The sequence below is a fragment of the Anaerobacillus sp. ABA4_114 genome (assembly GCF_056159065.1).
Map to the genome: position 1 here is coordinate 135,481 of NZ_JBSWUM010000001.1, position 16,204 is coordinate 151,684.

A 16,204-nucleotide genomic window follows, 5' to 3' on the forward strand; every position below is an offset into this window, starting at 1 on the left:
ATGGGGAAAGTGGGCTTTTTTAAATCCATACATTTTAAATTTGCAATCGTATATGTTCTTCTTATCCTTATCGCGATCCAATTTATTTCCGTCTATTTTAACGACAAGCTTGAAGAACAGTTTGAACAGAACTATGTTAATTCAGTGAAAGACCGTGCTCAGCTGCTGGCTGAAAATGTGTCCAGTCAAATCAACAGTAAGAGTGATGAGGAAAGCAATTCGATAGCGGAATTAATAGCGAATTTTAACCAAAAGGAGATTCGCCAAATTTATGTCATCAATTCACTTGGTCAGATCGTAGGTTCTCTCTATGATGATGAATTAGTTGGATCGCTTTCAACAAATGAGTACGTGAATAGTGCTCTCAATGGAATTGATGATCAAGAAATATTAGTGGATGAAGATGGAGAGCGGTTTTTCGTCTACAGTGTGGCGGTAGTAGGCGATACGAATTCAACTGTAGGTGCTGTCTATATTCAAGCTGATATGGAACATGTATTTAAGCAAGCGAACGAGGTAAATAAATTATTGGCTCAATCTGCGCTTATCGCGCTTGTCTTAACAGGTTTATTAGGAATCGTTATTTCTCGTACGATTACGCGGCCGATCTCTGATATGCGTAAACAGGCACTTGTTATGGCCCGCGGAGATTTCACACGTAAGGTAAAGGTATACGGAGAAGACGAAATCGGTCAACTTGCGCTAGCTTTTAACGATTTAACTAGAAGGTTACAAGAAGCGAATGCGATTACAGAAGGAGAGCGTCGAAAGCTAACTTCTGTCCTTGCCTATATGACAGATGGTGTTATCGCAACAGATCGTGAAGGGATGATCATCCTTATGAACGATCGAGCTGAGGAGATGATGGATGTTTCGCGTGAAACAGCCTTAGGTACGCCGTTAAATAAGGTTCTCCAATACGCTGAGGAAAAAACGTGGGATGATCTTTATAATGGTCCAGACTCTGTTATCCTCGATTTGAGTAATGAACATCAAACATTCATCATTCGCGTGAACTTCTCTATCATTCATAAAGAAGATGGACCGATAAATGGTCTAATTGCCGTTCTGCATGATATTACAGAACAAGAGCAGCTAGAGCAAGAGCGTAGAGAATTCGTTGTGAATGTTTCTCATGAGCTTCGCACACCACTTACAACGATGAGAAGCTATTTAGAAGCTCTTCAAGATGGTGCTCTTTCTGACCCAGAGATTGCGCCACGCTTCTTAAGTGTGACTCAGAACGAAACAGAGCGTATGATCAGACTCGTAAACGACCTTCTTCAACTCTCAAAGATGGATAAAAAGGAATATCGCCTTGAATTTAGCGAGGTTGACTTTGTAGAGATGTTTGATCAAGTTCTAGATCGGTTCGAGATGTCTAAGCGTGAAAACATTGAGATCGTTCGTCAGCTTCCTACTGCTGCAATCTATACGAGAATCGATCGAGATAAGATGACTCAGGTGCTCGACAACATCATTTCCAATGCCATCAAATATTCGCCTGAAGGTGGAACGATCACAGCTCGCTGCTGGACGATCGGTAAAAAAGTTCGTGTTAGTATCAGTGATCAGGGTGTTGGAATTCCAAAGAACAACTTGTCTAAAATATTCGATCGCTTTTATCGAGTCGATAAGGCGCGCTCTCGTCAATTAGGCGGTACGGGTCTTGGATTAGCGATCGCAAAAGAAATGATCAATGCGCACCATGGGGACATCTGGGCAGAAAGTAAGTGGGGTAAAGGAACGACAATTTACTTTACACTTCCTTATAAGCGAATAAGGGAGGTCGAAGAGAATGAGAATGACTAAGAAACATTTGGAGACGATCAAAACGATTTTATTGAACGTTTTAGTCGTATTGAGCCTTGTATTAACCTGGCAGATTTGGACCTTCGAGCCGGATTATGAGAGGGAAACAACGCCTTCTGAGAATAGAACGGTAGGTGTCAAAGAAGTTGATCTAAGTCAGGTCGTTAAACCGAATCAAATTGTGTTTCATCAAAACGATAGCCATTACACGTCATTTGAAAGAGAAACCATCGATTCCTTTTATACGGATTTCATCTCCGGTACAAGGATTAAGTCTGTAACGATGGTAGATAATATCGACAGTCTGATCAATCGTGAAGAAAGCATTGAGTTCATTTTTCCGACTTCACTCTCAAACGATGTGTTAAAAAGTCTTGTGAGTGTTGCAAAGGGTGACATTCCACTAGAAGTATTCGATCGACTTATCGTTCCTTCAGCCCAATCTGGGAAAAACAATGAAGTTATCTTTTTAAATAGCTCTAGTCAGATTGGGATGAGAGCAACGGTCGACGTGTCTAGAGATATGAAAGAGTGGTTCAGTGAAGACTTCTCCTCTCTTCTGGAATCTAACGGAAAAATAACGCGTGCTCGTTCTTATCAACCTAACGAAAATACGCCGATCTTTTATTTACCTACAAATGAAATTCAGATGAGGCTGTATGATGTTAGAACCGATGAATTAACCAATATAGACGCTTTTATCACAGCTCTATTTCCAGATGAAAATGCTGTAGAAGAAAACACGGTTATTAATTCCTCTTCTTTATATACGGATGGAAGTCGCGATTTGAATTATGATAAGACGAATAATTATATGGGCTTTATTAACCCACCTTCTACATCAAGCAAATTTGTGGCGAATGAAGCTCCGATTTTGAATGCTTATGGCTTTGTTAATAAGCACTTTGGTTTTCAGATAAGTGATCCTAATGATGACTATTTTCTGAGCGAATGGGTCACATCTTCGAAGACGAAGACAGACCGAATAACCTTTAGATTGAATACGGAAGGATACCCTGTTTTCAGTCCATATCAAGAAGATTTAGATGAAATAAATGTAACTTTAAAGAACAATGAGATCAGTACGTATAAGCGCATGTTGAAGGTGGTCCAATTCGCCAATGACATTGAAACAAGAGGGCTACCTTCTTACGAAAAAATTGTCTCGCTATTAGATGAAGGCAACTTCAAAAAAAGTGCGATAACGAATTTTACGATCGGTTATACGATTGATCGAGATGAAAACAGTAACCAAGATTTCGTTCTGATGCCTCAGTGGTATGTTAAGTTGAACCAATCATGGACGCCGCTTGAGAATTTAGAGCAAGGAGGGAATGATTTTGGATTGGAATAGAACGAAAACCATACTCATCCTAACCTTCCTTGTTTTTAACATTTTTCTACTCAGTGATTTGATTTCAAAACGAACGGATATTAGTGGTCTTGAGCAGCTTCAGCAGGTAACTCTCGAAGAAAAGCTTGATAGCTTTAACGTCACCTACAAGAAGAAGCCAACCGTTCAGACTGAAAACATGCCTTATATAAGTGGTAAAGTCCATGAATTCAATGAAAAAGAAGAAAAAACATTGGAAGAAGGGACGAGTCAGGAAATTGAGTTAGATGGGAATAAGCTGATCTCCACGCTCGAGAAGCCATATCCCATCAACGACCCAACTCGAGCTTCAGCCTTTTCAATCTTCTTAGAGACTTATGTGTATGAAGGTTCAAAATATGAATACTCTCATTCAGCAGATGATAAGAATATCATCTATTTCGTAGAAACGTACAAAGATGATCGCCCGATCTACAATCAAAATTCTGGGATGCTGATCGTAAGTATGGAAGACAATAAAGTCACGTCTTATACACAAACGTATCTTGACCTCAATTCCATTACGGAGGAGAGAAAGATCGATCCTGCTTCTGATGCAATCGAAGTATTATTAAACCAACAGTACATCGAATTGAACGACGTTGTTGAAGATGTCTCTCTCGGCTACTATACCGTAACGAATGAGGACGAAAGAGAGAAGATCGTGTTTGTTCCAACGTGGCGCGTTGTTTTAACGAATTCAAAGAATGAAGAGCAAGAGCCTGAGGTTTACTATGTAGACGCAATTGAAAAGAACGTGTTTAGTGCTACGGAAGATGACGAAGAAATTGAAGAGAGTGAAGAGGATGGTAACGGTGATAATCAAGGGAAAGATCTGGACCCTTCAACACCACAACCTTCTTCGGGTGAAAAGTAGGAGAGGAATGGAATATGTCTCTTAAATTTAGCGTGCTTGCAAGTGGTAGTACGGGGAATGCACTATTTGTCGGTACAGAGAAACAAAAGTTTTTGGTAGATGCAGGGTTGAGCGGGAAGAAGCTTGAAGAGTTACTCGCCAAAGCTCACATCGATCCTAAAGAAATAGATGGTTTGCTCGTAACTCATGAACATAGTGACCATATTAAAGGTCTAGGGATCTTTGCTCGTCGTTACAAACTACCGATCTATGCAAATGAAAAAACATGGAATGCAATGGAGCGGTCGATCGGTGAAGTTCCTCTCGACCAGAAGTTCCATTTTGACATGGAGACTGTTAAAACATTTCACGACTTAGATGTAGAATCATTCGGTGTTTCTCACGATGCGGCTGAGCCCATGTTTTACGTGTTTCATCATGAAGGGAAGAAGCTGAGTCTAGCAACCGACCTTGGCTATGTTAGTGAACGGATCAAGGGGACGATTCGGGATTCGGATATGCTTATCTTTGAAGCAAACCATGACATCAATATGTTGATGATGGGAAGGTATCCCTGGAACGTTAAGAGACGAATTCTTGGAGATATGGGACACGTCTCGAATGAAGATGCAGCAGCAGCCCTCGCAGATATCATCGGTGATAAAACGAAGCGTATTTATTTAGCCCATTTAAGTAAAGATAATAACATGAAGGACCTGGCAAGATTGTCAGTTCAACAGTCTCTTGAACAAAATGGTTTTGCTGTAGGTGAACAGTTCGATCTCTATGATACAGATCCTACAACCCCTACGCTTCTAACAAAAGTATGATGTCTGTTCAAGGTTGGATGGATAGTCTCAATTAGGTCCACCTTTTTTGATAGGAAAGGAAAGGTGAAAAAATTGGGCTTTTATGATGGTGAGGATTATAACCGGACCACTAAACAAAAAGGAAACCGTGGTGGTGCACTTGTTGCTGGATTTCTTGGTGCTATTTTAGGTGCATTGATCATCCTTTTTACGGTTCCAGCCTTGTCTGGGCTTGGAGTATTACCAGAAGTAACATCTCCCGCACCTGAAGAGGAATCGAACGGTCAGCTTGACCAGGATCCGATAACAAAGAGTATCAGTGTAGATGTAACGAATGATATTACGACTGCGGTTGAGAAGGTCAACGAAGCGGTTGTAGGGGTCATTAACCTTCAGAAAACAGATTTCTGGGCTGAAGATTACGGTGAAGCTGGAGCAGGTTCTGGCGTTATCTACAAGAAACAGGGCGATACTGCATTCGTCGTTACAAACAATCACGTTGTTCAAGGTGCAAGTCAGATCGAAGTTAGTTTAAGTGCAGAGCAACGAGTTGCTGCTGAGCTTGTTGGTACCGACCCATTAATGGATCTTGCAGTATTAAAAATTCCTTCTGCTAACGTAACGATGGTAGCTGATTTTGGAGATTCAGATAAATTAAAGCCAGGAGAGCCAGCGGTCGCAATCGGTAATCCACTCGGCTTCCTTGAAGGAACTGTCACACAAGGCATCGTAAGTAATCCTGAACGCTCATTTCCGGTCGATACAGACCAAAACGGAACGATCGATTGGAATGCTGATGTTATTCAAACAGATGCCTCTATCAATCCAGGGAATAGTGGAGGAGCTTTAATTAACATTTCTGGCCAGTTGATCGGTATCAACTCGATGAAAATTGCGAGGTCGAGTGTAGAAGGAATTGGGTTTGCGATCCCTATCAATATCGCAGAACCAATCATTAACGACTTAGAGACTTATGGTGAAGTCAGAAGACCTCAAATAGGAGTTGGAACGAAATCTCTATCTGAAATACCAACTTACCATTGGAGTGAATCGTTAAAGCTTCCAATGGATATCGATTACGGTGTTGTCATCATGAGTGTGTTTCCAACGTCAGCAGCATATCAGGCTGGACTTAAAGAGTTAGATGTGATTACTGCGATAGACGGAGAAACGATAAAGAACTCAATAGACTTACGGAAGTTTCTTTATTCCAAAAAAGAAATCGGGGATTCAGTAACGATGACGATTTATCGTGAAGGAAAAAAGCAAAATGTAAAGGTAACGTTATCTGAACAACAAACCTCATAATCACTTATTAACAGGAGAGGAAACTCTCCTGTTTTACTGTTTGAGTTATGCACAGTGGATAACTAGAAAGGATGGCCTAAATGAAAATTCATTGTTGTGAAGAGCATGTAGAGCTTGCTTTAGATGTGACTGTAGATGAAACGGAGCAGTTTCCCGTTTTAGAAAAGCTTGAAAAGAATGATGGAAACTTGTCCACAACATGTAAATACTGTAGTAAACCTGCCGTATATATGGTGTCGAACTAATATTCGGTCACGACATGTGGATAGAAAATGTGTATATGTGGATAAGTTCTGTTGATAACATGTTTATTAATTGTGGATGTACTGTATATAGAACGACTGTGGGAGGAGAATGATCGATTTGAATATCAGCATCGTGACGGTAGGAAAATTAAAAGAAAAATACCTTAAACAAGGAATTGCTGAGTATACGAAACGACTTGGACCTTATGCAAAAATAGAAGTGATCGAGGTCCCAGATGAAAAAGCACCTGAGAATCTTAGTGAAGTTGAAATGGAACAGGTTAAACAAGCTGAAGGGAACAGAATTCTATCGAAAATCTCTCCAGACGCTCACGTGATCGCATTAGCGATTCAAGGAAACATGAAAACCTCTGAAAAACTGGCGAAAGACCTGGATCAGCTCGCCACATATGGTAAAAGTAAAGTAGCGTTCGTCATAGGAGGCTCTCTAGGCTTGAGTGAGGACGTTATGACAAGAGCGAATGATACACTATCCTTTTCTAAGATGACGTTCCCTCATCAGCTTATGAGGCTTGTTCTCGTCGAGCAAATCTACCGCGCGTTCAAGATTAACCGTGGTGAACCGTATCATAAGTAATGAAAGTCTACTAAAGCGTTTCTCTAATAGGAGAAACGCTTTTATATTACTGCAAACTCCCTCCCTATGATAGCTGTTTCCCTTTCCATTAGAATTGCAACTTATAGATATTTTTTACAATTGTGAAATAAATCTATAAAATGGTTATAATGGAGATAGAAAAAGAAAGTGCCAAAGTGACGCCTTGCTTTGATGAAGCTTGTGCGCATACTCTTTATTACTATTAGAGATAAGGAAGGATATCATGAGTAACAATCACAAAAAAGACGTTATCTTAATTGGTGCTGGTGTCATGAGTGCCACTTTGGGATCATTACTGAAAGAGTTAGCACCGAATTGGAACATAAAAGTATTTGAAAAGCTAAGCCGTGCAGGAGAGGAAAGCTCTAATGAGTGGAATAACGCTGGGACAGGCCATGCTGCGCTTTGTGAGCTCAACTATACTTCTGAAAAAGCAGATGGATCGATCGACATTAGTAAAGCTGTTAAAGTAAACGAGCAGTTTCAGTTATCAAGACAGTATTGGTCTCATCTCGTAAGCAGAGGCTTGATCGATAATCCTCAAGATTTTATCATGCCGATTCCCCATATGAGTCTCGTACATGGTGAGGCGAATGTGGCATTCTTGAAAAAGCGGATGGAAGCGTTGTCAAAGAAGCCTTTGTTTCAAGGTATGGAGTTTTCAGATGATCCTGAGAAGCTTAAAGAGTGGATGCCACTTATTATGAACGGACGCTCATCAACGGAACCAATTGCAGCTACGAAAATCGACTCCGGAACAGACGTTAATTTTGGTGCGCTAACGCGTTTACTATTTAAGAATTTAGAAAGTGAAAACGTTGCCATCAATTATAATCATAGTGTAGAACATATTAAGCGTAAGAAAGACGGACAATGGGAAGTTAAGGTTCAAGATATGGAAAACGATAACTTGGAATACCATTCCGCCGACTTCGTTTTCATTGGAGGTGGAGGGGGAAGTCTTCATCTGTTACAGAAGACGGGTATCCCTGAATCGAAGCATATTGGCGGGTTTCCTGTAAGTGGACTCTTTATGGTGTGTAAAAACCCAGAGGTAATCGAGCAGCACCATGGGAAAGTTTACGGTAAAGCCAAAGTAGGAGCCCCTCCAATGTCTGTTCCACACCTGGATACGAGGTATATCGACAATAAGAAAAGCTTGCTATTCGGCCCATTTGCTGGTTTCTCGCCAAAATTCTTAAAAGGCGGTTCAAATCTTGATCTGATAAGCTCCGTTAAACCAAACAACGTGTTAACGATGATGGCGGCAGGAATGAAAGAGATGGGACTTACAAAATACTTGATTCAACAAGTGATGCAGTCTCATGAGCAGCGCATGGAAGAGATACGTGAATTTATTCCGGATGCTAAATCTGAAGACTGGGAAATTGTTGTAGCAGGTCAGCGTGTGCAGGTTATCAAAGATACGGAAACTGGTGGCAAGGGGACGCTGCAATTCGGCACTGAGATTGTAAACGCTTCTGATGGCTCGATTGCTGCTCTACTTGGTGCTTCTCCGGGTGCTTCTACAGCTGTTCATGTAATGCTTGAGCTTTTTGAACGTTGTTTCCCGCAATATTTGGCAGATTGGGAGCCTAAAATTAAAGAAATGATCCCTTCCTACGGCCAGTCGTTAGCTGAGAACCCTGAACTTTTTAAAGAAATTCATACTTCAACTGCTAACACACTCGGTTTGTATCAACAGGAAGTCGTGTATAGCTAATAAATTCTAGCCAGGCGCATTTTGATCGCCTGGCTTTTTATTTGGCCTTACATAAAGATTGCATGGATAGAGTAGAGGGGGGAGACTTGCAATGAAAAAATAAAAGTATACAAAAGTGTGTACTTGTTTGCAATTCTGTTTACAAGTATACGCAAAATGTACACTTGTTTACTTTATTGTATACATGGCTTAGTAACGGTATGTGTACGTATTTGTAAACAAGTAAACAAAAAATGTATACATGTAAACAAATTTGTACACAAGTATACATAATTGTAAACTAGATAGAATGACTCATTGACGAAAGACGAAATCTTCTATAACTTTTAACTTAATAGTAGAAATACTAGATTCATTTAAATTTGAAAGGGTGGATCGATTTATGAGTAATTCGAGAATTGCAGCAGTTGATGTTGGTAATGATTCTCTAAAAGGAATTTATGGAAAACTTGAATCCGACTTATACATACCAAACGTGATAGCAAGAGATATTGAGGACCGTCCTGTAATTGGTATTGAAGAACTTGATACGAAGGATCCTCTTGATGGAATCCACATCAGAGTACACTCCCCTGCTCTTCAAGATAACAATGCGATTTACCGAGTAGGAAACCTTGCGACAACTAGTGATAATCCTACAGAGCTTGATCCAGGTAGCGCTAAATCAGAAGAAGACCAAACGTTGATTATGCTTTTTGCATCACTTGCGTTGGATGCAGTGGATGAGAAGAACACGGCAAATTTCAAGAATCAGAATGGCGTAATCGATGCGAATTATACACTCGGTACTGGACTTCCACTTCGTGAAGTGAAGGAAGGTAAGGATGTAGGTTATCGCTCAAGACTACTAGGATCTGTGCACCAGGTAGAGTTCTTAGTAACGCCTAAGCACCAAGGTAAGAAGGTTAATATTAAGTTTGATGAAGTAAAAGTTTATCCTGAAGGCTTTGCTGCTTATATCAATCTAGTAATGGATAACGACCTAAACATCATAAATAAGGATCTAATCGATAAGCGTATCCTTATTCAAGATATTGGTGGCCTATCTACTGATATCGCAGTTATCAAGAATAGAAACGTTGATGATGACAAAGCACAAGGTTTTAACATCGGAGTAGCGGAATCGCTAGAATTGATTCGTGAAGAAATCCGTTCTAAACACGGCGTTGAGCTAGACAGCAGACGCGATGTAGTCGATATCATCACCAAGAAAAATGATCGTAATCACATCATGGTTCGAGGCAGTCGCACGAGCGTTCATGATATTACAGACCGTATTCTTCTTGAACTTGCAAAGAAACAGTACCGTCACCTTCGTAATGTGTGGCAAAAGAACTCTCAAACTGAAATTTGCTACTTTGTAGGTGGTGGCTCGATCGTCCTTAAAGATTACCTTAAGACATTAAACAACAACCTGGACGGCTATAATATCGACTTCTTTGAAGATGAAAAAGAAAGCATCTGGATGATGTCTAATGCTTACTATAAGTTGATTTCAGACTACAATCGAAAGCTTAAAAAAGAGTCTTCAAAAGAGAAAAAGGAAGAAAAGCACAAGGTCAAGAACTAGGGTGATTTGATGAAAAAGGCGGGGATGACAGGGATTCAGAGGGGTCAGGCCATCACGTTTCGGCTGCCTTCTGACACACCTGATCACATTCTGAAACAATTGCAGAAATTAAAAGAAGAAGAGAAGAGAAATTTCTCGAGTCGGATTGCAGAGTATGTCCTTGAAGGTGTCACTCAAACGATTAAGCGAGATAAAGAGGCCATTACTGTTCCTCTACCAAAAAGTTTGAGCAAAGCCCAGCGGGATTGGTTAAAGCATGAACACTCTGAGGCACTTCTAGGCAATATTGTTTATCAGATTTTATCAGATCCTCTTCGTGCAGCATCGGTATTAGCCACGTTTACAAGTAGTTCTCTAGATATTGAAGAAGCCCTTTACTGGCAGGAGAACGGCTCACAAGCCGCACCTACACAAGAACGTGTTGAAGAAGGTCAATCTGAGTCAGAAGTTACACGGAACGATGATGATCTAATGAATTTCGACTGGGAGCACGCAAAACAAGAGCAAAGTTCATCAGTCGAGCAAGAACCTGAGAGTGATGAAGATTTGCTTGGAGGTTTCTTAGACAAAATGAATAAATAAAGAGGCAGGAGATCTCTCCTGCCTCTTTACGTTATATTTTCCGGGCAATATCATTAAAGCTTTCGCATAGCGTCAGCAACGAACTCAACGTCCGTACCTACGATGATCTGCAGGTTGCGGCTATCCACTTTCACCACACCTCTTGCTCCGTATTTCTTCAACTCTGCTTCGTTCACTAGTGAAGCATCTTTAATTTGTAACCTGAGTCGTGTTGTACAGTTATCGATCGATGAGATGTTATCAATTCCACCGATACTTCTTACAAAGTGACCAGCCATAAGATCGTATTTATCACCTTCAGCTGGAGTGTCATCCTGTGCAATCATATCGTCATCTTCCCGTCCAGGAGTTTTAAGATTAAATGCTCGAATAAGGAAAAAGAAGATGATGAAGTATAAGATACCATAGCCTATTCCAACACCAAGTAGCAGTAGTGGCTTTTGAGCTAATCCATAGTTAAGAAAGTAATCGATCGCTCCGGCCGAGAATCCAAATCCGTGATGGATATCAAGTACGTATGCAAGCACCATGGAACTTGCCGTTAGAAGCGCGTGAATGACGTAAAGGAATGGTGACAAGAACATAAATGCAAATTCGATCGGTTCCGTGATACCCGTAAGAAATGATGCGAAAGCGATCCCGATAAGCATACCACTTACCTCTGCTCTTCTCTCCCTTTTTGCCGTTGCGATCATGGCTAGACATGCTGCTGGTAAGCCAAACATCATAATCGGGAAGAAGCCCGTCATGAAGATACCGGCTGATGGATCTCCTGCAAAGAAACGGTTGAGGTCTCCCGTTGCACCATTGTATTCACCGAATACAAACCAAACAAGACTGTTTAGCACGTGATGTAGTCCAAATGGAATCAAGAGTCGATTCAAGAATCCAAATACCCCTACTCCAAGCGCACCAGCATCAATGATCCACTGTCCGAGAGCGTTGATTCCATCTTGGATAGGTGGCCATATAAACCCAAATATTCCAGCTAAAATAACCATTGTAGCTGCGGTTACGATTGGTACAAATCGTCTTCCACCGAAAAAACCGAGCCAGCTAGGTAATTTGACATTATAAAAACGGTTATACAATAAGCCGGCTATGAGCCCGGAAATAATACCACCAAGTACGGCCATCTCGATATTATCATCGATGGCTTTTGACCCCTGCGTAAGGACAAGATAACCGATTGCCCCTGCTAGTCCCGCAGCACCGCTTCCGTCTTTTGAGAAACCAATGGCTACCCCTATCGCAAAGATAAGTGCAAGATTATCGAAAATAGCTCCACCGGCAGCCGCTACGAACGGAATTCCCAGCAGGTCATCCTGTCCTAAACGAAGCAATAGAGCAGCCGCTGGTAATACAGCGATCGGCAGCATCAATGATTTACCTATTCTTTGTAAAGCTCCTAACATAACAACTTCTACCTCCTTTTAGTCGTATTGAAAACGTTTTAACTCTAAAACAATCATAACAACAATTAAATATAGTTGTCTATACCAATTTAGACCTAAATTATTCTGATACCCTTTATCTGGTATAGACAACTGTACTTTGTGGTGGTAAAATTTATATAACAAGTCCAAACAAGGAGTTTGATCGTATGAATGGAGATAGCTTTGTTATAAATCGTGTGAAAATATATGCTGAAGATGAAACGATTCAGAATGGTTATCTCAAAGTTAGAAATGGAAAGATCGTGGCGATCGGGCATTCTAACTCCCTTGAGACAAGCCCTGATGAACCGGTCTATCAGGCCCCGAAAAACCATAGTTTATTGCCAGGAATGATCGATGTTCACATTCATGGAGCCAATGGAGCAGATACAATGGACGCTACTCCTGAAGCGATTGAAACGATCGCGAGAACACTTCCTTCTGAAGGAACGACAAGCTTTCTTGCTACTACGATCACGAACGATGATGTTGCAATCGAGACAGCGTTATCAAATGTAGGAGATTATATACTAAATAAGCAATCTCCTGGACACGCAGAGATTATAGGCGTTCATTTAGAGGGACCGTTCATTAATCACATTCGCGCAGGAGCGCAGCCTTCTGAAGCGATTCAGAAGCCGGATATCTCTGTATTTAAGAGATGGAACGAATTGGCGCAAGGCACAGTAAAGCTCGTGACGTTAGCACCTGAGTTAGGCAGTGGAATGGAACTTGTTCGTTACTTATCCAAGCAAGGGATCGTTGCTTCGATCGGTCACTCTGATGCAACATACGAGGATGTTCAAGAAGCGATTAAAAATGGTGCAACTCATGTAACACATCTCTACAATGGAATGAGAGGACTTCACCATCGAGAGCCTGGCGTTGCCGGCGCTGCTTTGCTATTTCCAGAACTGAAAGCAGAGATCATTGCGGATGGGCATCACGTGCGGCCTGAAATGATCGATTTAGCTTATCGCCAAAAAAACGATGAGGGAATCGTATTGATCACAGATTCCATGCGTGCGAAATGCTTGAAGAATGGAAGCTATGACCTTGGTGGTCAGGACGTTTCTGTAGAGGATGGAAAGGCATTGTTAGAAAACGGTACGCTTGCTGGAAGTGTATTAAAAATGAATCAAGCTTTGAAGAACATTCAAACCTTTACGGGCTGCTCTCTACAAAGTGCGATTAAAATGGCAGCTGAAAACCCAGCACGCCAATTAGGTGTTTTTGATCGTAAAGGAAGTATCGCAGTAGGAAAAGATGCAGACCTCATCCTTCTTGATGAAGAAGGAGAAATTTATGAAACGTTCTGTAAAGGTGTACGTTCATAGTCAACATAAGGAGGGGCAGTATGAGAATCATAAAAGCAACTGATTATCAGGAACTTAGTCATCTCGCAGCTGACTTCTTTATTGAAAGGGTAAAAGAAAACCCAGAGGTCACGCTTGGATTGGCTACAGGCGGTACACCGAGAGGCACGTATCAAAGAATGGCAGAAGATTATTACAAAAACCACACCTCTTACAGCCGTGTGAGCACGTTTAATTTAGATGAGTATGTTGGGTTACCTGCGGACCACCCTAATAGTTATCATCAATTTATGAAAACCCATCTATTTAATAAGGTCGATATTCCTGCTAAACAAAGGCATCTGCCTAACGGTGTGGCTTCGGATATAACAAGCGAATGTTTGAATTATGAAAGGTTGATTGAGGAATCCGGGGGCATCGATGCTCAGCTTCTAGGTTTAGGGAGCAATGGCCATATCGGATTCAATGAACCTGGGACATCGTTTCATGCAAGAACTCATGTCGTAGAACTTGCTCAATCTACGCGTGAAGCAAATGCAAGGTTTTTTAATGGTATTGATGAGGTCCCAAGAGAAGCGATTACGATGGGAATCTCAACGATTATGAAGAGTAAGGAAATTCTATTGCTAGTATCAGGAGAAGAAAAGGCTCACGCACTTCGACAGTTACTTCAAGGGGACGTTGGAGAAGAATTTCCAGCTTCTATTTTAACAACGCACCAAAACGTTACAATAATTGCCGATCAAAAAGCGTTGTCAGACGTTCCACACGGCTGAAAGGAGAATCGTATTGATGATAGATAAAACATCCCCTTTACCAATATATTATCAGCTTGTAGAACTGATTAAAGGGATGATTGACAAGGGAGAGCTTAAACCAGGTGATTCTCTCCCTTCTGAAAGAGAATATGCAGAAAGATTTAAAATCAGCAGAATGACTGTGAGACAGGCAATCACAGAGCTCGTTAATTCAGGCTACCTTTTTCGTCAAAAAGGAGTCGGTACCTTTGTGGCTGAGAAGAAGATCGAACAGCAGCTTGTAGGGCTGACCAGCTTCACAGAAGATATGCAGAGTAGAGGAATGGTCCCGAGCAGCAAGCTGATCAGCTTCGAAATCGTATCGTCACCAGCCTCTATTTCTGAGCAATTGAACATCCAGGAGCATGCTCCAGTGTATGAGATAAAGCGTGTGAGGCTAGCAGACGGAATTCCGATGGCGCTAGAGACTACTTTTATTTCTGCAAACCTTGTAAAGGGGATAACAGAGGATACGGTTAGTCAATCATTGTATGATTATATTGAAAACCACCTTTCGATCAAAATTGGTGAAGCAACACAAGTGTTAGAGTCGTCTATCGCAACGCAGCAGGAATCACAGTACCTTAAAATAAAAAAGGGTTCACCGATCCTCCTTATCCAAAGAAACACGAAGCTTGCTGATGACACCCCGCTTGAAGTGGTGAAATCATCTTACAGGGCGGATCGCTATAAATTTACCATTACAATGAAGCGATAACCTTTTACAGGAGGTATGGCTGTGCTTTCAGAATACTTTTCAGCAATAACCAAAGTGTTGAATCTTATTGAAAAACAGGAACGTCGAAACATAGATCAAGCTGCTAACGTCCTAACTGACGTTGTGGAATCTGGTAATATCATTCATGTTTTTGGTTGTGGTCATTCACACATGATGGCAGAAGAGATGTTTTATCGCGCTGGGGGAATTGCGGCAGTTCGTCCTATATTTGTTGAAGAATTGATGCTACATCAAGGTGGCAGCAAAGCATCAGAGTATGAACGGATGAACGGGTATGCGACGACCTTCATGGAGCAACAGGATATCAGGAGTGGAGACGTCGTGATCGTCGTATCTAACTCAGGACGCAACCCAGTCCCAGTTGATGTGGCACGTATCAGTGCGCAACAAGGCGCATTTGTCATTGCGATGACTTCATTGGCAGCGAGCGAACAGGAGCCTTCGCGCCATAACGAGGGACTGTATTTAAAAGACGTTGCAGACCTTATACTTGATAATCATATTGAGCCTGGAGATTCTGCGTTTTCTATAGAAAATAGCTTTTCATATGGTCCTCTTTCTTCTGTAGTTGGAATGGCGCTACTAGATGGGATCGTTGCCAAAGTGATCGATCAGCTGATCCGTCGAGGCGTGGAACCACCTGTGTTTCAGAGCGGGAATATCGACGGAACGGACTTACACAATAAGAAATTGATCGATACCTATAAACAAAGGATACCAATGCTATAATGATAGTGATCCTTTAAGGAAGTGGAGGAGAGTTTTTTGTATCTCTCAGTAAAAGAAACAGCGGAATATTTATCGTTACCCGAAGAGTACATCGAAACGCTGATCCAAGAAAAACGTATTCGAGTCCTTCATGATGGAGAACAATATTTGATTTATAAAGAACAGTTCAATACGCACTTAGAACAACTAGAGAAATATAAACAGAGAATGGAAGAAGAGATGAACGAACCACTTCCAGAAGATCCAGATGTTAAGGATGAGGATTGATCGATTGGTTTATGATTGCTGAAT

Annotated in this window: 16 protein-coding genes; 15 read left to right on the forward strand and 1 reads right to left on the reverse strand. The window is 41.3% G+C overall.

All coding sequences use genetic code 11. From position 1 onward, the window contains the following. The 10 genes from walK to ACXAEY_RS00710 all read left to right on the forward strand — a co-directional run bounded on the left by walK (position 1) and on the right by ACXAEY_RS00710 (position 10,896). A complete protein-coding gene (gene walK / locus ACXAEY_RS00665; protein WP_270180568.1) occupies positions 1-1,812 on the forward strand; it encodes a cell wall metabolism sensor histidine kinase WalK in 1,812 nt (603 codons plus the stop codon). Then, entirely contained in the window at positions 1,799-3,166 is a 1,368-nt protein-coding gene (locus ACXAEY_RS00670; protein ID WP_474809778.1) for a YycH family regulatory protein, read from the forward strand. The genes walK and ACXAEY_RS00670 overlap by 14 nt, the downstream gene beginning before the upstream one ends. Continuing rightward, positions 3,153-4,061 (forward strand): two-component system regulatory protein YycI, encoded by a 909-nt coding sequence (locus ACXAEY_RS00675; RefSeq protein ID WP_474809780.1) that lies wholly within the window; start codon positions 3,153-3,155, stop codon positions 4,059-4,061. Before ACXAEY_RS00670 ends, ACXAEY_RS00675 begins: the two co-directional genes overlap by 14 nt. 14 nt (positions 4,062-4,075) lie before the next feature. Continuing rightward, positions 4,076-4,870, forward strand: a complete 795-nt coding sequence (locus ACXAEY_RS00680; RefSeq protein WP_474809782.1) for an MBL fold metallo-hydrolase — start codon at positions 4,076-4,078, stop codon at positions 4,868-4,870. A 72-nt stretch (positions 4,871-4,942) separates the two neighbouring features. Continuing rightward, positions 4,943-6,157, forward strand: coding sequence for a S1C family serine protease (locus ACXAEY_RS00685; RefSeq protein ID WP_474814687.1), 1,215 nt, complete (start codon positions 4,943-4,945; stop codon positions 6,155-6,157). 80 nt (positions 6,158-6,237) lie between these two features. Further along, complete coding sequence (locus ACXAEY_RS00690; RefSeq protein WP_270180564.1) at positions 6,238-6,402, forward strand: CxxH/CxxC protein; 165 nt, start codon at positions 6,238-6,240, stop codon at positions 6,400-6,402. Positions 6,403-6,520: 118 nt separating this feature from the next. Further along, positions 6,521-7,000, forward strand: coding sequence for a 23S rRNA (pseudouridine(1915)-N(3))-methyltransferase RlmH (gene rlmH / locus ACXAEY_RS00695; RefSeq protein ID WP_270180648.1), 480 nt, complete (start codon positions 6,521-6,523; stop codon positions 6,998-7,000). Between the two features lie 229 nt (positions 7,001-7,229). After that, a complete protein-coding gene (locus ACXAEY_RS00700; protein WP_474814689.1) occupies positions 7,230-8,744 on the forward strand; it encodes a malate:quinone oxidoreductase in 1,515 nt (504 codons plus the stop codon). A 382-nt stretch (positions 8,745-9,126) separates the two neighbouring features. Next, complete coding sequence (locus ACXAEY_RS00705; RefSeq protein ID WP_270180563.1) at positions 9,127-10,314, forward strand: ParM/StbA family protein; 1,188 nt, start codon at positions 9,127-9,129, stop codon at positions 10,312-10,314. A 9-nt stretch (positions 10,315-10,323) separates the two neighbouring features. After that, positions 10,324-10,896, forward strand: coding sequence for a hypothetical protein (locus ACXAEY_RS00710; RefSeq protein ID WP_474809785.1), 573 nt, complete (start codon positions 10,324-10,326; stop codon positions 10,894-10,896). A gap of 53 nt (positions 10,897-10,949) precedes the next feature. Here the strand turns inward: ACXAEY_RS00710 and nagE are convergent, their stop codons facing one another. Next, positions 10,950-12,311: an N-acetylglucosamine-specific PTS transporter subunit IIBC gene (gene nagE / locus ACXAEY_RS00715; protein WP_474809787.1), complete on the reverse strand. Its 1,362-nt coding sequence runs from the start codon at positions 12,309-12,311 to the stop codon at positions 10,950-10,952. A gap of 188 nt (positions 12,312-12,499) precedes the next feature. Here nagE and nagA point away from each other — a divergent pair, with 188 nt between their 5' ends. The 5 genes from nagA to ACXAEY_RS00740 are packed head-to-tail and all read left to right on the forward strand — an operon-like array spanning position 12,500 to position 16,180. After that, positions 12,500-13,669: an N-acetylglucosamine-6-phosphate deacetylase gene (gene nagA / locus ACXAEY_RS00720; protein ID WP_474809789.1), complete on the forward strand. Its 1,170-nt coding sequence runs from the start codon at positions 12,500-12,502 to the stop codon at positions 13,667-13,669. Positions 13,670-13,689: 20 nt separating this feature from the next. Beyond that, positions 13,690-14,424 (forward strand): glucosamine-6-phosphate deaminase, encoded by a 735-nt coding sequence (nagB, locus tag ACXAEY_RS00725; protein ID WP_474809790.1) that lies wholly within the window; start codon positions 13,690-13,692, stop codon positions 14,422-14,424. A 16-nt stretch (positions 14,425-14,440) separates the two neighbouring features. Continuing rightward, positions 14,441-15,163: a GntR family transcriptional regulator gene (locus tag ACXAEY_RS00730; RefSeq protein WP_270180558.1), complete on the forward strand. Its 723-nt coding sequence runs from the start codon at positions 14,441-14,443 to the stop codon at positions 15,161-15,163. A gap of 15 nt (positions 15,164-15,178) precedes the next feature. Next, the gene (locus ACXAEY_RS00735) at positions 15,179-15,913 is read left to right on the forward strand and encodes an SIS domain-containing protein (RefSeq protein ID WP_474809792.1); all 735 of its coding nucleotides are present in this window, start codon (positions 15,179-15,181) and stop codon (positions 15,911-15,913) included. Between the two features lie 36 nt (positions 15,914-15,949). After that, positions 15,950-16,180: an excisionase family DNA-binding protein gene (locus ACXAEY_RS00740; protein WP_270180556.1), complete on the forward strand. Its 231-nt coding sequence runs from the start codon at positions 15,950-15,952 to the stop codon at positions 16,178-16,180. Positions 16,181-16,204: the final 24 nt, after the last annotated feature.